The organism is Shouchella clausii, from assembly GCF_002250115.1.
Lineage (GTDB): Bacteria > Bacillota > Bacilli > Bacillales > Bacillaceae_D > Shouchella > Shouchella clausii.
Genome location: NZ_CP019985.1, coordinates 1,249,219 through 1,266,936, shown reverse-complemented (window position 1 = coordinate 1,266,936; position 17,718 = coordinate 1,249,219). Strand labels below are relative to the sequence as shown.

The 17,718-nt window shown below is 45.7% G+C and carries 18 protein-coding genes and 1 tRNA gene; 16 read left to right on the top strand and 3 right to left on the bottom strand.

The features are described from left to right. Positions 1–160: 160 nt before the first annotated feature. Positions 161–700: a stage V sporulation protein T gene (spoVT, locus tag BC8716_RS06135; RefSeq protein ID WP_094424344.1), complete on the top strand. Its 540-nt coding sequence runs from the start codon at positions 161–163 to the stop codon at positions 698–700. A 116-nt stretch (positions 701–816) separates the two neighbouring features. Continuing rightward, positions 817–1,455 (top strand): YIP1 family protein, encoded by a 639-nt coding sequence (locus BC8716_RS06130; RefSeq protein ID WP_094424343.1) that lies wholly within the window; start codon positions 817–819, stop codon positions 1,453–1,455. A 31-nt stretch (positions 1,456–1,486) separates the two neighbouring features. Here the strand turns inward: BC8716_RS06130 and murG are convergent, their stop codons facing one another. Continuing rightward, a complete protein-coding gene (gene murG / locus BC8716_RS06125) occupies positions 1,487–2,551 on the bottom strand; it encodes an undecaprenyldiphospho-muramoylpentapeptide beta-N-acetylglucosaminyltransferase (RefSeq protein ID WP_094424342.1) in 1,065 nt (354 codons plus the stop codon). Positions 2,552–2,584: 33 nt separating this feature from the next. Then, positions 2,585–3,193, bottom strand: a complete 609-nt coding sequence (locus BC8716_RS06120; protein WP_142300587.1) for a YIP1 family protein — start codon at positions 3,191–3,193, stop codon at positions 2,585–2,587. Positions 3,194–3,501: 308 nt separating this feature from the next. On the opposite strand from BC8716_RS06120, the gene BC8716_RS06115 reads away from it, so the two are divergent. Genes BC8716_RS06115 through BC8716_RS06100 form a run of 4 tightly spaced genes read left to right on the top strand, consistent with a single transcriptional unit; the run spans position 3,502 to position 7,513 of the window. Then, positions 3,502–5,103, top strand: coding sequence for a putative polysaccharide biosynthesis protein (locus tag BC8716_RS06115; RefSeq protein ID WP_169715914.1), 1,602 nt, complete (start codon positions 3,502–3,504; stop codon positions 5,101–5,103). Positions 5,104–5,116: 13 nt separating this feature from the next. Beyond that, positions 5,117–6,583, top strand: coding sequence for a bifunctional methyltransferase/pyrophosphohydrolase YabN (yabN, locus tag BC8716_RS06110; RefSeq protein ID WP_094424339.1), 1,467 nt, complete (start codon positions 5,117–5,119; stop codon positions 6,581–6,583). Between the two features lie 13 nt (positions 6,584–6,596). Next, entirely contained in the window at positions 6,597–6,851 is a 255-nt protein-coding gene (locus BC8716_RS06105) for an RNA-binding S4 domain-containing protein (RefSeq protein ID WP_094424338.1), read from the top strand. Next, positions 6,851–7,513 carry an HAD family hydrolase gene (locus BC8716_RS06100; RefSeq protein ID WP_094424337.1) on the top strand — a complete coding sequence of 221 codons (663 nt, stop codon included), beginning with the start codon at positions 6,851–6,853 and terminating at the stop codon, positions 7,511–7,513. The genes BC8716_RS06105 and BC8716_RS06100 overlap by 1 nt, the downstream gene beginning before the upstream one ends. Before the next feature lie 167 nt (positions 7,514–7,680). On the opposite strand, the gene BC8716_RS06095 is transcribed toward BC8716_RS06100, so the two are convergent. Further along, positions 7,681–8,646, bottom strand: coding sequence for a 2-hydroxyacid dehydrogenase (locus BC8716_RS06095; protein ID WP_094424336.1), 966 nt, complete (start codon positions 8,644–8,646; stop codon positions 7,681–7,683). Between the two features lie 131 nt (positions 8,647–8,777). Here BC8716_RS06095 and BC8716_RS06090 point away from each other — a divergent pair, with 131 nt between their 5' ends. The 10 genes from BC8716_RS06090 (at position 8,778) to spoIIE (ending at position 17,698) form a co-directional block, all read left to right on the top strand. Continuing rightward, positions 8,778–9,275: a GNAT family N-acetyltransferase gene (locus tag BC8716_RS06090; protein WP_157730361.1), complete on the top strand. Its 498-nt coding sequence runs from the start codon at positions 8,778–8,780 to the stop codon at positions 9,273–9,275. A gap of 114 nt (positions 9,276–9,389) precedes the next feature. Then, on the top strand, positions 9,390–10,421 hold the full coding sequence (locus BC8716_RS06085; RefSeq protein WP_094429178.1) for an NAD(P)/FAD-dependent oxidoreductase: 1,032 nt from the start codon (positions 9,390–9,392) through the stop codon (positions 10,419–10,421). Between the two features lie 98 nt (positions 10,422–10,519). Next, complete coding sequence (locus BC8716_RS06080) at positions 10,520–11,101, top strand: YqaA family protein (RefSeq protein WP_169716000.1); 582 nt, start codon at positions 10,520–10,522, stop codon at positions 11,099–11,101. A 136-nt stretch (positions 11,102–11,237) separates the two neighbouring features. After that, the gene (gene yabP, locus BC8716_RS06075) at positions 11,238–11,552 is read left to right on the top strand and encodes a sporulation protein YabP (RefSeq protein WP_094424333.1); all 315 of its coding nucleotides are present in this window, start codon (positions 11,238–11,240) and stop codon (positions 11,550–11,552) included. Beyond that, complete coding sequence (yabQ, locus tag BC8716_RS06070; protein WP_094424332.1) at positions 11,552–12,115, top strand: spore cortex biosynthesis protein YabQ; 564 nt, start codon at positions 11,552–11,554, stop codon at positions 12,113–12,115. Before yabP ends, yabQ begins: the two co-directional genes overlap by 1 nt. An 11-nt stretch (positions 12,116–12,126) precedes the next feature. Then, positions 12,127–12,504 (top strand): FtsB family cell division protein, encoded by a 378-nt coding sequence (locus tag BC8716_RS06065; RefSeq protein WP_245850142.1) that lies wholly within the window; start codon positions 12,127–12,129, stop codon positions 12,502–12,504. A 77-nt stretch (positions 12,505–12,581) separates the two neighbouring features. Next, positions 12,582–13,010 (top strand): S1 domain-containing RNA-binding protein, encoded by a 429-nt coding sequence (locus tag BC8716_RS06060; RefSeq protein WP_094424330.1) that lies wholly within the window; start codon positions 12,582–12,584, stop codon positions 13,008–13,010. 208 nt (positions 13,011–13,218) lie between these two features. Further along, positions 13,219–13,292, top strand: a tRNA-Met gene (locus tag BC8716_RS06055). 229 nt (positions 13,293–13,521) lie between these two features. After that, positions 13,522–14,844 (top strand): CitMHS family transporter, encoded by a 1,323-nt coding sequence (locus BC8716_RS06050; RefSeq protein ID WP_094424329.1) that lies wholly within the window; start codon positions 13,522–13,524, stop codon positions 14,842–14,844. 364 nt (positions 14,845–15,208) lie between these two features. Continuing rightward, positions 15,209–17,698 (top strand): stage II sporulation protein E, encoded by a 2,490-nt coding sequence (spoIIE, locus tag BC8716_RS06045; protein ID WP_157730523.1) that lies wholly within the window; start codon positions 15,209–15,211, stop codon positions 17,696–17,698. Positions 17,699–17,718: the final 20 nt, after the last annotated feature.

The window sequence follows — 17,718 nt, the reverse complement described above, 5'->3', positions numbered from 1 at the left end:
TCCGCTTTAAGAGCCTCCTTTCGAAAAAGATTACAAAATAATTCAATCGCTGGTGAATAGTTCATGGAAACGGAAGAATACTACATTTACACCCCATTGAATGTATTCTTCTGATTTGTATCATTCTGTGTAAACACCTTCAGAAAGTGAGGCTCTTCTTATGAAAGCAACAGGAATTGTACGACGCATTGACGATCTCGGGAGAGTGGTCATCCCGAAAGAAATACGGCGCACGTTGCGGATTCGCGAAGGCGACCCTTTAGAAATATTTGTTGATCGTGACGGCGAAGTGATTCTGAAAAAATACTCGCCGATTTCCGAGCTTGGCGATTTTGCAAAAGAATATGCGGAAGCCCTTTATGATAGCTTAAATCAAAATGTACTCATCTCGGATCGTGATACGTATATTGCTGTAGCGGGGGCGCCAAAGAAAGAATTTGCCAATAAGGCAATTGGCGATGCGGTTGAGTCTGCTATGGTAGAGCGTAAATCTTACTTGGAAGCCAATGCTGGTGAATACAACCTTGTTGGCGATCACAAAGACGATTATCAAGGATACGTTGTCGCGCCAATCATTGCGGGCGGCGATCCCATTGGTACAGTGGTGATCTTCTCTAAAAATGAACCATTGAACGGCAATCTTGAACAAAAAATGGCTGAAACCGCAGCTGGCTTTTTGGCTAGGCAAATGGAGCAGTAGCACAAACAAAAACACCATGGAAACGACATGGTGTTTTTTGTGTGTTCTTTGATCAATTGAAAAGAGAGTATGATACGATAAGAGTTCAAGTAAAAAAAGGAGGTATATCAAAAAACATGCAAAATTGGTTTAAAGTATGGATTCGTCCCCGTCAAGTTGTCGCTGATGAATTAAAAACAGCCAGAGAAAAGAATCAGACATGGAATTATTTGCTGATTGCTTATGTGTCTGCTGTAGTGAGCACTTTTACAAATTTTTCGAGCGAAGTTGTTCCAACATTTGCTTACGTTATTGTGTTTGCTTTACTTACTAGCATTGTGGTAGCTCCGATTAGCCTCTATGTCCTCTCTTGGCTATACAAGTGGGTCGGTAGTTGGCTTGGTGGAAAAGGGACAGCACTTGACCTTCGCGTCGCTACTGTACATACAAGCATGATCCCATTAAGTATTCTTGGCCTTATTAGCATCCCTTTTATTCTCGTTATCGGCGAAACCTATTATTGGTTTGACATCGAAAGCATTCTTTTAGGTATAGAGATCGCGCTTTCGCCACTACAACTGTGGGCACAAAACATCCTCAGCCTTATTAGTGTGACAGCGGGGATTTGGACATTCGTACTTTTGATGCATGGAATTGGCGAAGCCCATCAATTTTCTGCATGGAAATCAGTTTTGGTTGTCCTCATTTTAGGAGCGATGCTGCTCGTGATTGCGATGGTTGTTAGCTTTTTCCTCGTAATAGTTGGTGCTCTATAAGTCCAATAAAAAAACGCCCACGGGCGTTTTTTTATTGGACTTCTTGCTCAAGCTTCTCCGTAATGTAGGCAACAGCGTTTGTTGCTTGGCTCGCATTCATTGCCTCAATGTATGTTTGCCTTCCATCATAAAGTTCCTGGACTTCCTGTTGCAATGTTTCCTTTGTCAAATTTTCTTCCTCTAACATGCGGGCATAGCCATTTTTGACAAAAGTCTGGGCGTTCAAGATTTGGTCGCCCCGGCTTTGTGCTCGTGAAAGAGGGATGATGAGCATTGGAATGTGCAAAGCCAAAAACTCAAAAATGGCATTTGAACCGCCGCGTGTGACAACGAGGTCTGCCGCTTGAAGAAAGTGAGGCAGTTCATCATGAACATATTCATATTGTTTGTAGTTGCGGCGCCCTTCCAACGCTGGATCGAGGTGGCCTTTACCGCAAATATGGATGATTTGATACGTGTTTGTTAGCGTATCAAGGGATTCGCGAATGGCTTCGTTAATCCGCTTTGCCCCTAAGCTCCCGCCCATAACGAGCAATGTCGGCCGCTCTCGGCTAAAATCTGTTAAGGTCAGCCCTTGAATGCGGGAGCCTTCGAGGAGCTCGCGGCGAATTGGAGAGCCGACCGTTGTGGTTGCTCCTTTTGGGAAATGGGCGGCTGTTTCAGCGAATGATGTATAAAATGTGTTAGCAAATCGTTTAGCGAGGCGGTTTGCAAGCCCTGGCGTCAAGTCGCTTTCGTGCAAATGGACGGGAATCCGGAGCGTATAAGCTGCAGCAACAACTGGTACCGTGACAAAGCCTCCCTTGGAAAACACCACATCGGGCTTTTCCGCTTTTAAAATTTTCCGGGCTTGGCGAAAACCATTTGCAATTCGAGCAATATCGGTCACATTTTTCCAATCCATATAGCGGCGTAGCTTGCCACTGGAGATGCCAAAGTAGCGAATCCCGGCCTTTTCAACTAGTTGCCGTTCAATCCCTTCATAAGAACCGATATAGGCAATTGACCAGTCTTTGTCATTAAGCTCGTTGATAATAGCAAGATTCGGGGTGACATGGCCAGCCGACCCTCCCCCAGTAAAAATAATTTTTTTCATAAAAGTCCCTTCTGTTCAAACGAATTTCAATTCCTATATAAAAAGCCGTGTGATTTGGTCAATGACGATAAAAAGAATCGCCATGCAGCCAAGAAAAGCGATCAAAATCAGCATCGATCGCCACAGTTTAATTTTTTGCGCTTCTGCAAAAGCAACGAGAAAAATGCCGATCAACCAAATCGAAGCCACGTTATGGACAAACACGCCGATTCGGTAAACGATATACACGACGTTGCTGTGTAAAAAATAAGCCTGCACATAGGCTATACCAAAAAGGAGTATGCTGACAAGCCCTAGCAGGATTCCTGGCATAAAAAAGCCATAAACCAGTGCTTTTCTTGTCGCTTCCACATCGCCATTGCCACCATACCAACTGCCGACCCTTCCCAGAAGAAGGCCAAACACGTAGTATAGCAAAGGACCCATCAAAGAACCAATCACTAAAATAACCAATATGGAGGCGGCTGACAACTCGCCTAACAAAATAAAGGCTTGGATGTGAGAATAGGACAATGTCGTAAGCAAGCCAAACAATAATGAGATCAATAGGGCGGCTTTTTTATGTAAGCCATACTGAAGGACATCCTGCATCTGCCTACGCGGGTGGAGCCAGACCGAAAACCATAGGTTTCGCGCTTTCAAAACATCACCTTCGCTTATCAAATTCTACCCTCTATCATACCACGTTTCTCCAGTCGGATTGAAGCGCACTGGAAAAAGAAAATAATTATTAGTATCATACATAGAGAAGACGCAAAGATACCGTTGGACGGTTTGGGCCGACCACCCTACTGAGGGGATCGAAGCCCGGTGCAAATCCAACGGGGCATGTTTAGAGAACACCGTGTTAGTGTCAAAAAGGAGAGGAATGCTGCTTTTAATAACACCGTAAACAAAGGAGCGATTGGCTCGTTTTCACTTTTGTTTATGTTTTGAGTAGCAAACAATGGTTGGGTGATTCAGGCAGGACGGGAGCAGTTAAAGGCGCAGTGTTTATTGCGTTTGCAGCACTGATGGCTAAGGTACTATCGGCTGTCTACCGAATCCCATTTCAAAACATTGCTGGTGACTTTGGTTTTTACGTATACCAGCAAATCTACCCTTTTTACGGGACAATTGCCATTCTTGCCCTTTATGGCTTTCCAGTTGTTATTTCCCGGCAAGTTGCTGAGAAGAAGGCGCAAGGGCTAGATAAACAAGCAAATGAATTGGCCAGACAAGCGTTTGTGGGAATGGCCGTATTCGCTGTCATAGCTAGCATTGGATTCGCAGCAGCAGCGCCGTTAGTTGCCCAATTTATGGGGGATGAACGCCTTGCCCCCCTTCTTCGCCTCGTAAGCGTTGGTTTTTTGTTTTTGCCTATACTGAGCGTAGGTAGGGGAGTTGGACAAGGGTACGGCGATATGAAACCGACTGCTTTTTCCCATATAGGCGAACAGCTTTTACGGGTAGCGGCGATTATTTTTGTAACATATGCTTTGGCAGCTGCCAATAGTGGACCTTATATGATCGGCACAGGTGCTGTGTACGGCTCGCTTTTAGGAAGCTTTGCTGGCTGTATCATTGTCGTAGTTGCTACAAGGCAGATTAAATGGAAAAAATGGAAGCTTTCCTTCGCCTCTATAGGCTCAGCGCTTAGGCAAAGTACATCGACTTTATCGCAAAGCGTGTACGTGTGTATCAACGCTTTAGTCTTATTGCTGTTTCAAATGGTTGACGTTTTTACTGTCGTTCGTTTGCTCCAAGAAGCAGGCTTACAAGAAGAACAAGCTTATTTGGCAAAGGGTGTGTATGACCGAGGCCAGCCGCTCATACAGCTTGGCACGGTGCTTGCCACTTCCCTCGCTCTCGCCCTTGTTCCCCTGTTAGCTAAAGCGCTGGCAGGAGGAAAGGAGCGACATGCGCAGATATACCGCGATGCAGCAGTTCGGATGACGATTTTGCTAGGGGGAGGGGCCGCGATTGGCTTGGTTGTACTAATGGGACCTGTCAACCATATGCTGTTTACGGACCGTGCAGGAACAGACATCATGCAAGTTGTTGCTGTCTCGATTTTCCCTGCTTCGCTCTACTTGACGGCTGCAGCCATTTTGCAAGGCTATGGCAAAATCCATATTCCCCTCTATGCCGTGGCTGTTGGTCTTGCAGTAAAGCTGGCGGGTAACCTCTTGTTTATACCAGTTATGGCATCAGCAATGGGAGGGGCGTATGCAAGTTTACTTGCCTTTTTGGCGATGGCGGCTATCGCTCTGTACGCGATTAGGCGCCAAGATGGTGTTCTGCTTGTGCAAAAACGTTCCTATATAAGCACTGGTGTAACGCTTTTCCTGCTGTTCCTAGTCGCTTACGGATGGAAGTGGCTGTTGGAGGCGTTTCTTTTCACAAGTGAAGACCGAGTAGGCGATACAGTGATTGCCCTATCAACCTCGCTTGTCGGGGTAGCCGCCGTTGCTTGTTGTTTGCTTGCCAGTTCTGTCTTGACATTGCGTGAGTGGGCAAGTGTTCCAAAGCTGGCAAATTGGCGGCGAAAAGCAATGAATATTTTAAAGTAAAGGCAAGGTGACTATGGGAACCATATCAGTTGTAGGACTAGGAGCAGGCAATCTTGCGCAACTGCCCCTTGGCATTTACCGTGCCTTAAAAAAGGCGAATCGCATTTATGTACGTACAGACAACCATCCCGTCCTAGTGGAACTAGCGGAAGAGGGGCTGGCGTTTACGTCATTTGATGCTGTTTATGAACAACATAGCGAATTTGAAGATGTTTATAAAGAGATTGCGACGCGCTTGCTGGAAGAGGCAAAACAAGGTGACGTCCTTTATGCTGTGCCTGGGCATCCATTTGTGGCGGAGCGGACGGTCCAACTTTTGCAAAAACAAGCGCAAGGAACAGGCGTAACGATCGATGTACTTGGCGGTGCCTCGTTTTTGGACAACATGTATACGGCTTTGGCAATCGATCCAATTGAAGGCTGCCAAATTGTTGACGGCACGGCACTACGAGCGGAGGAGTTGCAAATTCGCCATCACCTCATCATCGTGCAAGTATACGATACACTGATCGCCTCAGAAGTAAAACTAACGTTAATGGAAAAATTGCCAGACGATTATGAAGTGTCGATTGTGACCGCAGCCGGCACGCCAGAGCAATCAATTTTGCGAGTGCCTTTGTTTGAATTGGACCATTATGTAAAAACAAACAATTTAACCGCTGTATATGTGCCGCCTGTAATAGAGGATCAATTATTGCATCGCGACTTCTCCTATTTGCGAGGCGTGATTGCAACGTTGCGGGGGCCAAAAGGCTGTCCTTGGGACCAGAAGCAAACACACCAGTCATTAAAACGGTACTTGCTTGAGGAAGCATTTGAAGTGTTTGAGGCGATTGATGAAGAAGACGACAGCCATTTGGCAGAAGAGTTGGGCGATGTCTTGCTCCAAGTGCTCCTGCATGCGCAAATTGGCGAAGAACAAGGGTATTTTAACGTGGATGATGTGATTGGGGCGCTTACGGAAAAAATGATTCGCCGCCACCCCCATGTGTTTGGCGGGGCAAAGGCGGAAACAGCTGGCGAAGCGTTACAGACGTGGCAGCAAATAAAAGCGCAAGAACAAGAAGAACAGCCCAAGCCCAAGTCTGCATTAGACGGGCTAGCTGAAACGAATTCCATGCTTGTAGATGCAGCCGCCTTGCAAAAGCGTGCAGCCAAGACCGGTTTTGAATGGGCAAACGTCGAAGAAGTGTGGGAAAAATTGTTTGAGGAAATAGAAGAATTTAAAGTGGAAGCGGCCAAGTCAAGCAAAAGCAAAATGGAAAAAGAATATGGAGACATCCTGCTTGCAGCGGTAAGCTTGGCTCGATTTTATGATCTCTCCCCAGAGATCGCGCTCCATCGTTCGTTGACTACATTTAAGAAGCGATTTTTGTATGTGGAACAAAAAGCGCAGGAAAAAGGGCAGGCGATAGCCGACATAGAGATGCGCGAACTGGATCGCTGGTGGAATGAAGCGAAAGGCAAATTTAGCGAATAAGAGGAGTGATTGGATGCGGTTGGATAAATTTTTAAAAGTCTCGCGCCTGATTAAAAGGAGAACGTTAGCGAAAGAAGTTAGTGACCAAGGCAGAGTCACGGTCAATGGCCAAGTAGCAAAAGCGGGGACAACAGTAAAAGCAGGAGATGAACTGGCGATTCGGTTTGGGCAAAAAGTTGTCACGGTAAAAATAAACGATGTACGTGAGACAACGCGAAAAGAAGAAGCTGCTGAAATGTATACGATTGTTAAAGAGGAGTCTGTATAATGCGCGGTTTTATTTTTGATATGGATGGCGTCATCATTGACAGCGAGCCGCTCCATTTCCAAGTAGAGCAAGATTTGTGTAAGAAATACGGCGTTGAGCTGGCGGAAAAAGAATTAGAATCCTATGTAGGCACCCGCGCGAGGGATATGTGGCAGCAAATCAAGAAAACACACGGTGCCACGTTTGAAGTATCTGCCGTGCTGAACGAGGCCAATGAGCGAAAGCAAGCCTATGTGGTCAGCGGGGAAGTCGAACCGATCCCTGGCATTAAAGAACTGCTTGCCGCTTTAAAAAATAACGGGTACCGCATTGGTTTAGCGTCTTCGTCGCCACGGCCGTTCATTGAAGCGGTGCTTAACGGTTTTGGCATCAGCGACTATTTTGATGTTGTCATGAGCGGAGAGGAAGTCGCTAACGGGAAGCCTGCACCTGACATTTATAGGGAAACAGCCGAAAAACTGGGCGTTCAACCGGATGCTTGCACGGTATTAGAAGACGCTGCACATGGCGTGCAGGCTGCCTTGGCCGCAGGAATGCGCGCCATTGGCTTTGTGAACCCAAATTCAGGCAGCCAAGACTTAAGTGCAGCACACGACCAAGTAAACGAGATACGGCAAATCCAACCGCGAGCTGCGGAAATCGTGATTGAGAACAATCGATAACTGCACTCAGACTGATAAGTGCAGGTGAGGGAAGCTGCGAATTGAACCGGGTTCAGCGACGACGTATGCGGGCGTTTGTCCACAATTTGAAGGGGTTGTCCCAAAAACCTTTAAAATGAAGAAGGGCCGTAAACAATTTTTGTTTACGGCTAGTATGTTCGACGCTATTAGGAAAGAGCATCACGAGGCTTTTGCCCGAGTGCTCCAGCCACAAGGTTTTCTGCAGCGCGGAGCGCCATTGCTTCACGGGTAGCAGCTGTGGCTGAACCAGTATGAGGTGTTAATGTAACATTATCCAACTCTAGCAATGGATGTCCTGGTGGCAATGGTTCGATTTCAAACACATCAAGAGCAGCACCAAAAATCGTTTTTTGCTTTAATGCTTCAATCAGGGCAGCTTCGTCGATAACGGCACCACGGGCCCCATTAACGAGAATGGCCGTTTCTTTCATTTTGCTTAGCTCTTCTTTCCCGATTAAATGCCTTGTTGCCTCAGTAAGTGGTACCATGACGACAACAACATCCGCTTGTTCAAGCAGTTCATGTAATTCTAGTTTTTTGGCGCCATACTTCTTTTCGATTTCCGGCCTGCTTGAGCGGTTATGGTAAAGAATCTTCATCCCAAAACCTTCCTTGGCCCGATGAACGATTTTTTCGCCAATGCGCCCCATGCCGACAATACCGAGTGTTTGGTTGTAGACATCCTGTCCATATAAAGATTGTGCCGTCGTCTGTTTTGTCCAGTTGCCTGCCTTCACTTGTTCGTGCAGTGGAGCGATACGGCGAGCCCCTGATAGAATGAGGCCAAACAGCAAGTCTGCAACCGTTTCGTCAAGAACATACGGCGTGTTTGTGACATAAATGTTTTGCTCTGATAGGCCTGCAACATCAAAGCCATCGTAACCAACGGTGGCGGTGCTAATGACTTTTAGCTTGCTAGCATGTTTGACGAGCTCGGCATCTGCGCCAATTCCTGTCAGCATCGCGCCGTCGACATCAGCCAATTCGTGTGCCAATGCTTCTCTAGTGAGCGGTTTGCTTTCGTCCCATATCCGCAAATGGCAGAATTGTGAGACATGGTTAAGCGCAGCTTCAGGCAAAGAACGTGCTAAGAAAACAGTCGGTTTGCTCATATGTACCCCTCCTCTAAGTTTAACGATAGCAATCTATGCTTGATTTGTCACCTCCCATCTTAATGCAGGAGAGAACAAATCAATGTAGAATGATCTGAGAAAGTAAATTAGGTATATGGGGGCGAGTAGCTGTGCAACTTCGAGAAATAACAATTAGCGATGCAAAGCCGTTTTTGCAGTTGCAGTTGCAATTAGATAAAGAAGCGAGTTACATGCTCTATGAGCCTGGGGAAAGAACGACAACGGTACGAGAACAGCGGAAGGCGATTGCCGATATTCAGCAATCTCCGTCATCTACCATTTTTGTAGCGGAACACAACAAGAAGCTTATTGGCTATCTGAGTGTGTTTGGTTCCCGCTTGCAGCGCATTCGCCATGTTGGCTATATTACGATCGGGATTTTAGAGGAGTATTGCAACCAAGGGATTGGCAGGAAGCTGTTAGAGCAAGCGGACCATTTTGCCCAGAGCGTTCAGCTTCACCGGCTAGAGCTAACGGTGATTGAAGAGAATGGACGGGCGCTGCACTTGTACCAAAAATGCGGTTATGAGCAAGAAGGCGTCCGCCGCCGGGCAATCCGACATGGCGACAAGTGGCTTAATGAGATTTATATGGGGAAATTGTTGTAAACCTCGTTTTGGCGCTTGAAAATGGTGCATTCCTCCTCTAAACTAAAAGAAAAGTGAGAATGATTTTCATTATCCTAGAGAGTGGACGGAGGAATAACCGTGCAGGAAAAAGAGATGTTTGACCTAACCATTATTGGCGGCGGGCCAGCCGGTTTATATAGCACGTTTTATGCAGGGATGCGCGATTTAAAAGTAAAGCTCGTTGAATACAATAAAGAGCTAGGCGGCAAAATTTTGTTTTACCCAGAAAAAATTATTTGGGATGTTGGGGGAATGCCGCCTACAACAGGCAGAAAATTAATTGACCAGCTTGTGGAACAGGCAACGACCTTTAACCCAACGATATGTTTAAATGAACACATCGTACGGATGGTGCGGGAGCCTGATAACACGTACACCCTAATGAACGAGCAAGGTGAGGCCCATTATACACGGGCGGTAATGCTTGCTTCTGGGCATGGCATCCCTGTTATGCAGAAGCTTGAAATTGAGGGCGCCGACCGGTATGAAGTTTCCAATCTCCATTACACGGTCACGCAAATGGACATATTTGCAAACAAACGGGTTTTAATCTCTGGAGGGGGCAATGCAGCTGTCGACTGGGCGAACGAACTGGCCAACATTTCAAAAGAAGTGGTTGTGTGCCATCGGCGCAATGAGTTTGGCGGCCATGAAAAAAATGTAGAACAAATGAGATCAGTGACAAAAATACACACCCCCTACCAAATAAAAGAACTGCATGGCGTAGGCTCTGCGATTGAAGCGGTTACCCTTGCTCATTGTGATACAGGCGAACAACGACAAATCGAAGTCGATGCTGTCATTGTAAACCATGGAATGAAACTAGATGGCTGCTTTTTAATTGAAGCAGGCCTTGAATTGGAAGAAGACGGCTTTCTCCGCGTATCGGCCTGTATGGAGACAAGTCAGCCTGGCATTTTTGCTGCTGGAGATGTGACAAGGCACGAAGGGAAACTTCAGCTCATATCAGGGGCGTTTGTTGAAGGGGCAACAGCAGTAAATGGCGTTAAGCAGTTTTTGGACCCAAAAGCGGATAAGCAAGCGTATGTATCTTCCCATAATGAAAAATTTAAGAAAAAAAATGAGCAGCTAAAGCAGGAGAAACAAGCACAGCTAATGAACTAAGTTGGCAAGGCTGTACTTAGACAGCGGAAGCGCTCATAAAATAGAGAATAAAAGAAGCTCTTGTTTCAGAGAGGGGCGCCTATCGATTGGACGGAATAATGGGGTTTTTAGAAGATTTTGGTTACTGGGGGTTATTCGTGCATGCCTTTGCAGATGCTGTGATTTTTCCAGTGCCTGCGTTTTTTCTACAAGTGTCCTTAAGCTTGCTTCACCCAAACCAAGCCATTTGGTTTGCAACAGTAGGGTATATCGCTTGTCTTCTTGGCACGCCAGTAGGGTATATGCTTGGCCGTTTGCTCGGAAATTCTGTCTTGCAAAAGTGGTTAAAGCCAAGCGCTTTAACAAAGGCCGAGAATCTGTTTAAGAAGAACGGTGAGGCAGCTATATTAATTGGCGCGTTTACGCCGATCCCTTTTAAAGTATTTACGATTTTATCAGGGGCGCTCCACTTTTCGCTATGGAAACTGATGGTTTACGCCGCACTTGGGAGAGCTGTTAAGTTTTATGCAGTTGGCATCCTCTTTTATGTATATGGGCGTGCAGCCGAGAACATGGTTCATTCATACTTGACGTACGCAATGTTAGGAGTGGCTATTCTTCTTGCCGTCGGCATCTACTTAAAGCGCCGCATTCAAGAGCGCCCAAAAACAGAACCGCAAAAGGGCAAAGAACTTTCATGATTGGAAGCAACATCCTTTAAACAAATAGAGCCGGACCGTCTCCATTAGAGTGTGTTTTGTGCTAGCAGCTTGTTCTAGGGGCAAAGCCCCATGCATACATTGCAATAAAGACATGCTTTCTAGGAGGGTGCAAAAAATGGACGGTTCTACTTACGAGTTTGGCACACCAATGGGACGTGAAAGAAAAAACAACGACCACGACGTTACGTTGCGCGGGCGCAAGCAATTAGATATAACAGGCGTCAAACAAGTAGACAGTTTCGATAGCGAAGAATTTTTGCTGGAAACGGTACAAGGCTATTTGTCGGTCCGAGGCGAAAACCTTTATATGAAAAACTTAAATGTCGAGCAAGGGAATGTTTCGATTGAGGGAAAAATCCACGACCTGATTTATGTCGATCAAAACCAGCAAGGAAAATCCAAAGGGCTCTTTGGAAAACTGTTTAAATAATGGCTTTAACTGTTCAGTTCTATACAATGGTCGCTATGGCCGCAATGGGCATCTGTCTTGGCGCGGCTGTTGATACGTACGGCCGTTTTCTGCCAAGGCAACGTACTTTCCGGATTCACATCGCCTTGCTTGACATTGCCTTTTGGATTGTCCAAGCGCTGCTTGTCTTTTATATTTTATTTAAGACAAACCAGGGAGATATTCGAATTTACGTATTTTTGGCGCTACTATGTGGCTATGCTGCCTACCAAGCATTGTTTAAAGGCGTGTATAACTGGCTCGTCAATTTAGTCATTACAATCGTTCAAGCTGTATTACGGTTTGTTTGGGGTTTGTTAAAAGCATTCATTGTCATGCCGATAAAATGGTTGTTGATGTCCGTGCGCCGCTTGGTTATGATTATAGTAATCTCTGTGTGGAGCATCATTCTTTATGTCCTGCTTAAACCCCTATATTGGCTAATGAAAAAACTAGGCGTTGTTGGCCTGTTAAAAAAAGGACAGCCTATCTTGCGTAAATGGCAGGAACGATTGGAGCGTTTTAGGAAAAAAGACGAGAGGTGAGCGACTTGGCAGTGAAACACCGGGCAACGATTAAAGAACTTGACACAGACTATATGGAGCAAAGGCAGCAAGAACTAATCCGACAAGCGAAAAGGCGAAAAGGTCTCTATCGCAGGCTTGGGTTTATGGGCGTCGTCTTTAGTGTGCTCGCTATTTGTTGCAGTGTAACGCTGTTTTCGCAACGAGCTGATATTAATGAAAAACGGCAAGAACAACAAGCTGCGGCTGAACAATTGGAACAGTTAAAGAATGAGGAAGAACAGCTCTTGCGCGACATTGCCAATTTTCAAGACGATGAATTCATTAAAGAGATTGCCAGACGTGATTATTACCTCACTCTTCCAGGCGAAACAAGAATTAACGTCTCCAAGCAGCAGTCGAGCGATTGACACCAAAATTTCAGGTCGGGTATAATATATTGGAGTACGTTTAGTTCACCCAAAATTTAAGGAGGATGTACGTTTTCATGTCCATTGAAGCAGGCAGCAAGCTGCAAGGCAAGGTGACTGGCATTACACATTTCGGTGCATTTGTGGAATTGCCAGGCGGATCAACGGGTCTGGTTCACATTAGTGAGGTTGCGGATCATTATGTAAAAGATATAAATGAACTTCTAAAGGTTGGCGATGAAGTGACAGTCAAAGTCGTCAATGTAGAAAAAGACGGCAAAATTGGTCTTTCGATCCGTAAAGCGGTTGACCGTCCCGAAGGAGAAAGCCGCCCTCCGCGCCCTCATCCGCGCTCCGGTAACAATCGGGGAGGCGGAAAGTCGCGCCCTGCTGCGTCTTTTGAAGACAAGATGAGCCGTTTCCTAAAAGATAGCGAAGAACGTTTGTCGACGATCAAAAGGCAAACAGAGTCTAAACGCGGCGGTCGGGGTGCAAAACGCGGATAGCGATGTTGCTTGTGTAACGTATATCTGTTTGTAAATAGGAGTGAGAGAGGAGCAGGGCAATCCTGCTCCTCTAATGTTGTCGACAACATTACTCAGACTGATAGAAACGCTCGATCATGTTTGTGGGAAGGAAATTCGGTTCGCTCTAGATTTTAATGTTGACTTTCATCCAAAAAACAAGTATATTAACTAATGTCGTGAAAAGCGAGGCGGTGTAGCTCAGCTGGCTAGAGCGTACGGTTCATACCCGTGAGGTCGGGGGTTCGATCCCCTCCGCCGCTATCTATCATTTGTCAGACTAGTAGATAGACATTGAGCGTTTTCTACAGGATGAACCCCTCTTTTCTGTTTAGGAAAAGAGGGGTTTTTTTGTCTCATAAACAAAATGGACAAAATAAAAAAAATGAATAGAATGCCCATTAAATTGAAAACGGTTACAAAGTGCGCCTGTTTCGTTAAGATAAGAGAAATCTCATTATAAGATGGATTAATTGCTTGGAAGGAGACCAGTATGTTTAGTCTTAGTTTTATTGGACTGATTGCGATTGTGGCAGTCGTCGCTTTGCTTATCAGCAAAAAAGTGTCGCCAATCGTTGCTTTTACGCTTATTCCCATTATAGCTGCGGCTGTTGCAGGCTTCGATTTAAATGACATTGGTAGCTTTTTCAGTGTAGGTGTCAATGATGTGATTTCTGTCGCCGTCATGTTTATTTTTGCGATACTCTTTTTTGGCATTATGCAAGATGCAGGCTTGTTTGACCCTGTTATCAATAAAGTGCTTGCCCTCTCAAAAGGAAATGTCATTGGCGTAGCAGTAGCAACAGTGATCGTTGCCTGCGTCGCTCATCTCGATGGCTCGGGAGCAACAACGTTCTTGCTGACAATCCCGGCGCTTTTGCCTACTTACAAGCGTTTACAGATGAGCCCGTATTTGCTCTTGCTTTTAGTCGGTCTAGGGGCAAGCATTATGAATATGGTGCCGTGGGCAGGACCGGTGGCGCGCGTTGGTACCGTACTTAATATGAGCGCCGGGGAACTTTGGTTGCCGCTTATCCCTTTGCAGCTTATTGGCATCGCCTTGCTGATCGGGCTAGCGGTGTTGCTTGCTATTAGAGAAAAGAAGAGAATTGCTAATCGCCACGTATGGAATGAAGCAGCAGCTACAGCTTACGCGGCAAATGACTCGAAAGAAACAGAAAGCCAAAAGAAAGCAGGCGCTCTGCAAATGACCGTCAATGCTCTCCTAATGGCTGCCGTCATTATTGTTTTGGCAATCGACGTCTTGCCGGCCCCGCTCGTATTTATGCTTGGCGTGGCACTGGCGCTGCCGTTTAATTTACGGAACGTAGACGACCAAATGGAAGCCATTAAAAAGCATGCACCCAATGCGTTAATGATGGCAACGATCATCATTGCTGCAGGCTGTTTTTTAGGGATTTTAAACGAGTCGGGAATGCTCCAGGCGCTAGCAGTCGATATAGTCGGCGTGCTTCCACACGCTGTTGTTCCTTATATTCACGTCATTATCGGTTTTTTTGGCGTCCCATTTGACTTAATTTTAAGCACAGATGCCTATTATTTTGCATTGTTGCCACTCGTTGAACAGATTGTAACGGAAGTCGGAGTTTCTTCTACTTCAGCCGCATATGCGCTCGTGATCGGAAACATCATTGGGACATTTGTTAGCCCCCTTGCTCCGGCTGTATGGCTGGCATTGCAACTTGCAGGCCTTGAAATGGGCAAACATATCCGCTATTCCTTTTTTATCATGTGGGGATTTAGCATCGTCATGCTTGTGATCGCTTACATCCTCGGCATTATTACATTTGCATAAAAGCTCTACTCAGACTGATAGAAAGCACGTTTGCCTACTGTCTGAAGCCGCATCGTTAGGTGCGGCTTTTTATGTTGGCGGTAAAGCAACAGACTGAGAAAAAAGATTTTTCCCCATGCCTAAATTCGTACGTCATTTCTAGCCAACCATTGAGCATCTATCCAAAGATACGCTAACATCAAACCCCCATTATTCGATTTTTGTGAATCATCCACACTGATTTGCCCGAAGTACGTCGAAATAATTTTTCATATTGGCCCTTAATTCTGACAAATTGCTCCAGCTTTGCTTGCTATAGTGGACGTACGATATTAATAGGGTGGTGGCGAGAATGATCAGTAAAGTGATAAAGACGTCAGAAGAAATGGGTACAGCGAAAGTAGCCGAAAAGCTAAACGGCATATGGACCAAATGTGCAAGCAGTGGACAAGCCCTTAAAAGCGGAGCCAAAACGGTGCTTTATGATTGGGGCATATTCATTGCCATTCTTGGTTTTCTGCTAGGAAGGGCTATGATTTTATCAGAGTTGACGCCATTTATCTTGCCATTCTTGGCGGCTGTGTTTTTGTTAAGGCGCTCTCAATCACTCATTGCTGCAGCTTCGTTATTAGCAGGTGCCGTGTTTAGTTTTCATGGTCAGTTTATTTTTGCGATTGCAGGGATCGGGTTTTTTCTTATCCTGTACAAATGTATGAAAATGTTCATGAAACACCCTACTAAATCGCTCCCTTATCTCGTGTTTTCAGCTAGCATCGCTACAAGGCTGTCACTCGTATTTTTAACAGAAGGTGGATTAAGCCAATATGCGATGATGATGGCTACAGTCGAAGCGGCGCTTAGCTTTATCCTGACAATGATCTTTATTCAAAGCATACCGCTTGTGACAGGAAAAAGAGGTGGACAAGCACTCCGTAATGAAGAAATTATTTGTTTAATTATCTTGCTTGCCTCTGTAATGACAGGAACAGTCGGTTGGACGATAAATGAGGCTGTGCTTCAGCATAGCTTTGCCAGTTATCTCGTTTTAGTGTTTGCTTTTGTTGGCGGGGCTGCAATAGGCTCGACCGTCGGAGTGGTGACCGGCTTGATTTTAAGCTTGGCGAGTTTAGCAAGTCTTTATCAGATGAGCCTGCTTGCCTTTGCAGGCTTGTTAGGAGGGTTGTTAAAGGAAGGGAAACGGATCGGCGTGTCACTTGGCTTACTTGTAGGAACGCTCTTAATTGGCATGTATGGCCAAGGGGGCGGGCTTGGGGCAAGTGTGTCAGAATCTGCCATTGCGATCACGCTATTTTTGCTGACGCCGAAGAGCTGGCTGACGAAAGTAGCACGCTATATTCCTGGGACAGTTGAGCATTCCCAGGAACAGCAGCAATATTTACGGAAAGTCCGGGACGCGACAGCGGGAAAGGTTGAACGGTTTTCGTCTTTATTCCAAACGCTATCGAACAGCTTTCATACACCTTCTAAAAATGAGGAAGAAGAGCATGACCATGAGGTCGATGTCCTCCTGAGCCGCGTGACAGAAAAAACATGCCAAACGTGCATGTTGAAAGAAAAGTGCTGGATGCAAAATTTTAATGCTACTTATGATTCTATGAAGCAAATGGTCCAGGAAAGTGAGGCGCATGGAACAGTTGTCGATCCAAAATTACAAAGGCAATGGCGCAGCCATTGCCGTAAGCCTGACCAAGTTATGGCTGCCCTTAATGCGGAAGTGAACCATTACCGGGCAAACAAGGAATTGAAGAGGCAAGTGTTAGAGAGCCAACGGCTAGTCGCCGACCAATTGCTTGGCGTTTCCCGGGTAATGGGGGATTTCGCCAAAGAAATCCAAAAAGAAAAGCAACCTCATGTCATCCAAGAAGAAGACATGGTGGATGCTTTGAGGAACGCTGGCCTTGAGGTTGGGCATATAGATATTTACAGCATGGAGAGTGGCAGTATTGAAATTGAAATGAGTGTTTTATGCAGCCATGAAAATGGCGAGGCGGAAAAAATCATCGCGCCAATGCTTTCTGATTTAGTCAAGGAAACGATTGTGTTAATGCGGGAAGAACCAGGCTTTTATTCAAATGGATATAGCCATATTTCATTTGGGTCAGCAAAGCCTTTTACTGTTGAAACAGGCATTGCCAAAGTCGCCAAAGGCGGCGAATGGCTGTCTGGAGACAATTATGCCATGATCAAATTAAATAGCGAAAAGTTCGCAGTTGCGATAAGCGACGGCATGGGCAACGGCGAAAAAGCCCATTTGGAAAGCAGTGAGACGTTAAAGTTGCTGCAAAAAGTGCTGCAATCAGGAATTGAAGAAACAGTGGCAATCAAATCAGTCAATTCCATCTTGTCATTGCGCAACACCGAAGAAATGTTCTCCACCCTCGATCTGGCGATGATCGATATGCAAGATGCAGGAGCAAAATTCCTGAAAATTGGATCAACGCCAAGCTTTATTAAGCGGAAAGACCACGTCATAAAAATTGAAGCAGGCAACTTGCCAATGGGCATTCTCCACGAATTTGAAGTAGACGTTGTTAGCGAGCAGCTTAAGCCAGGTGACTTGCTGATTATGTGCAGCGATGGGGTGTTTGATGCGAAAAGGCAAATTGAAAACAAAGAGCAGTGGATGAAACGTATGATTAAGGAAATTGAAACCGATGACCCCCAAGAAGTGGCCGATGTGCTATTAGAAAAAGTCATTCGTTCGGAAAAAGGGATTGTGATTGAGGATGACATGACGATCGTTGTTACTCAGTTGAAACATAATACGCCGAAATGGTCTTCGATTCCGATCCATCCGAAAACGACTAAAAACAAGAAAACCGCGCCGTTCTATAAACAGGCAACAGGCACGTAAAGGTATATTTTCCCTCCAAT

What these genes read in the sequence shown, in the direction of transcription:
- murG (WP_094424342.1), bottom strand. Translation starts at nt 2,551, where the DNA reads ATGAAAAAAATTATTTTTACTGGGGGAGGGTCGGCTGGCCATGTCACC.
- yabQ (WP_094424332.1), top strand. Translation starts at nt 11,552, where the DNA reads ATGGCTTTAACTGTTCAGTTCTATACAATGGTCGCTATGGCCGCAATG.
- BC8716_RS06105 (WP_094424338.1), top strand. Translation starts at nt 6,597, where the DNA reads ATGCGGTTGGATAAATTTTTAAAAGTCTCGCGCCTGATTAAAAGGAGA.
- spoVT (WP_094424344.1), top strand. Translation starts at nt 161, where the DNA reads ATGAAAGCAACAGGAATTGTACGACGCATTGACGATCTCGGGAGAGTG.
- BC8716_RS06080 (WP_169716000.1), top strand. Translation starts at nt 10,520, where the DNA reads ATGGGGTTTTTAGAAGATTTTGGTTACTGGGGGTTATTCGTGCATGCC.
- BC8716_RS06130 (WP_094424343.1), top strand. Translation starts at nt 817, where the DNA reads ATGCAAAATTGGTTTAAAGTATGGATTCGTCCCCGTCAAGTTGTCGCT.
- spoIIE (WP_157730523.1), top strand. Translation starts at nt 15,209, where the DNA reads ATGGGTACAGCGAAAGTAGCCGAAAAGCTAAACGGCATATGGACCAAA.
- BC8716_RS06085 (WP_094429178.1), top strand. Translation starts at nt 9,390, where the DNA reads ATGTTTGACCTAACCATTATTGGCGGCGGGCCAGCCGGTTTATATAGC.
- BC8716_RS06060 (WP_094424330.1), top strand. Translation starts at nt 12,582, where the DNA reads ATGTCCATTGAAGCAGGCAGCAAGCTGCAAGGCAAGGTGACTGGCATT.
- BC8716_RS06050 (WP_094424329.1), top strand. Translation starts at nt 13,522, where the DNA reads ATGTTTAGTCTTAGTTTTATTGGACTGATTGCGATTGTGGCAGTCGTC.
- BC8716_RS06095 (WP_094424336.1), bottom strand. Translation starts at nt 8,646, where the DNA reads ATGAGCAAACCGACTGTTTTCTTAGCACGTTCTTTGCCTGAAGCTGCG.
- yabN (WP_094424339.1), top strand. Translation starts at nt 5,117, where the DNA reads ATGGGAACCATATCAGTTGTAGGACTAGGAGCAGGCAATCTTGCGCAA.
- BC8716_RS06100 (WP_094424337.1), top strand. Translation starts at nt 6,851, where the DNA reads ATGCGCGGTTTTATTTTTGATATGGATGGCGTCATCATTGACAGCGAG.
- yabP (WP_094424333.1), top strand. Translation starts at nt 11,238, where the DNA reads ATGGACGGTTCTACTTACGAGTTTGGCACACCAATGGGACGTGAAAGA.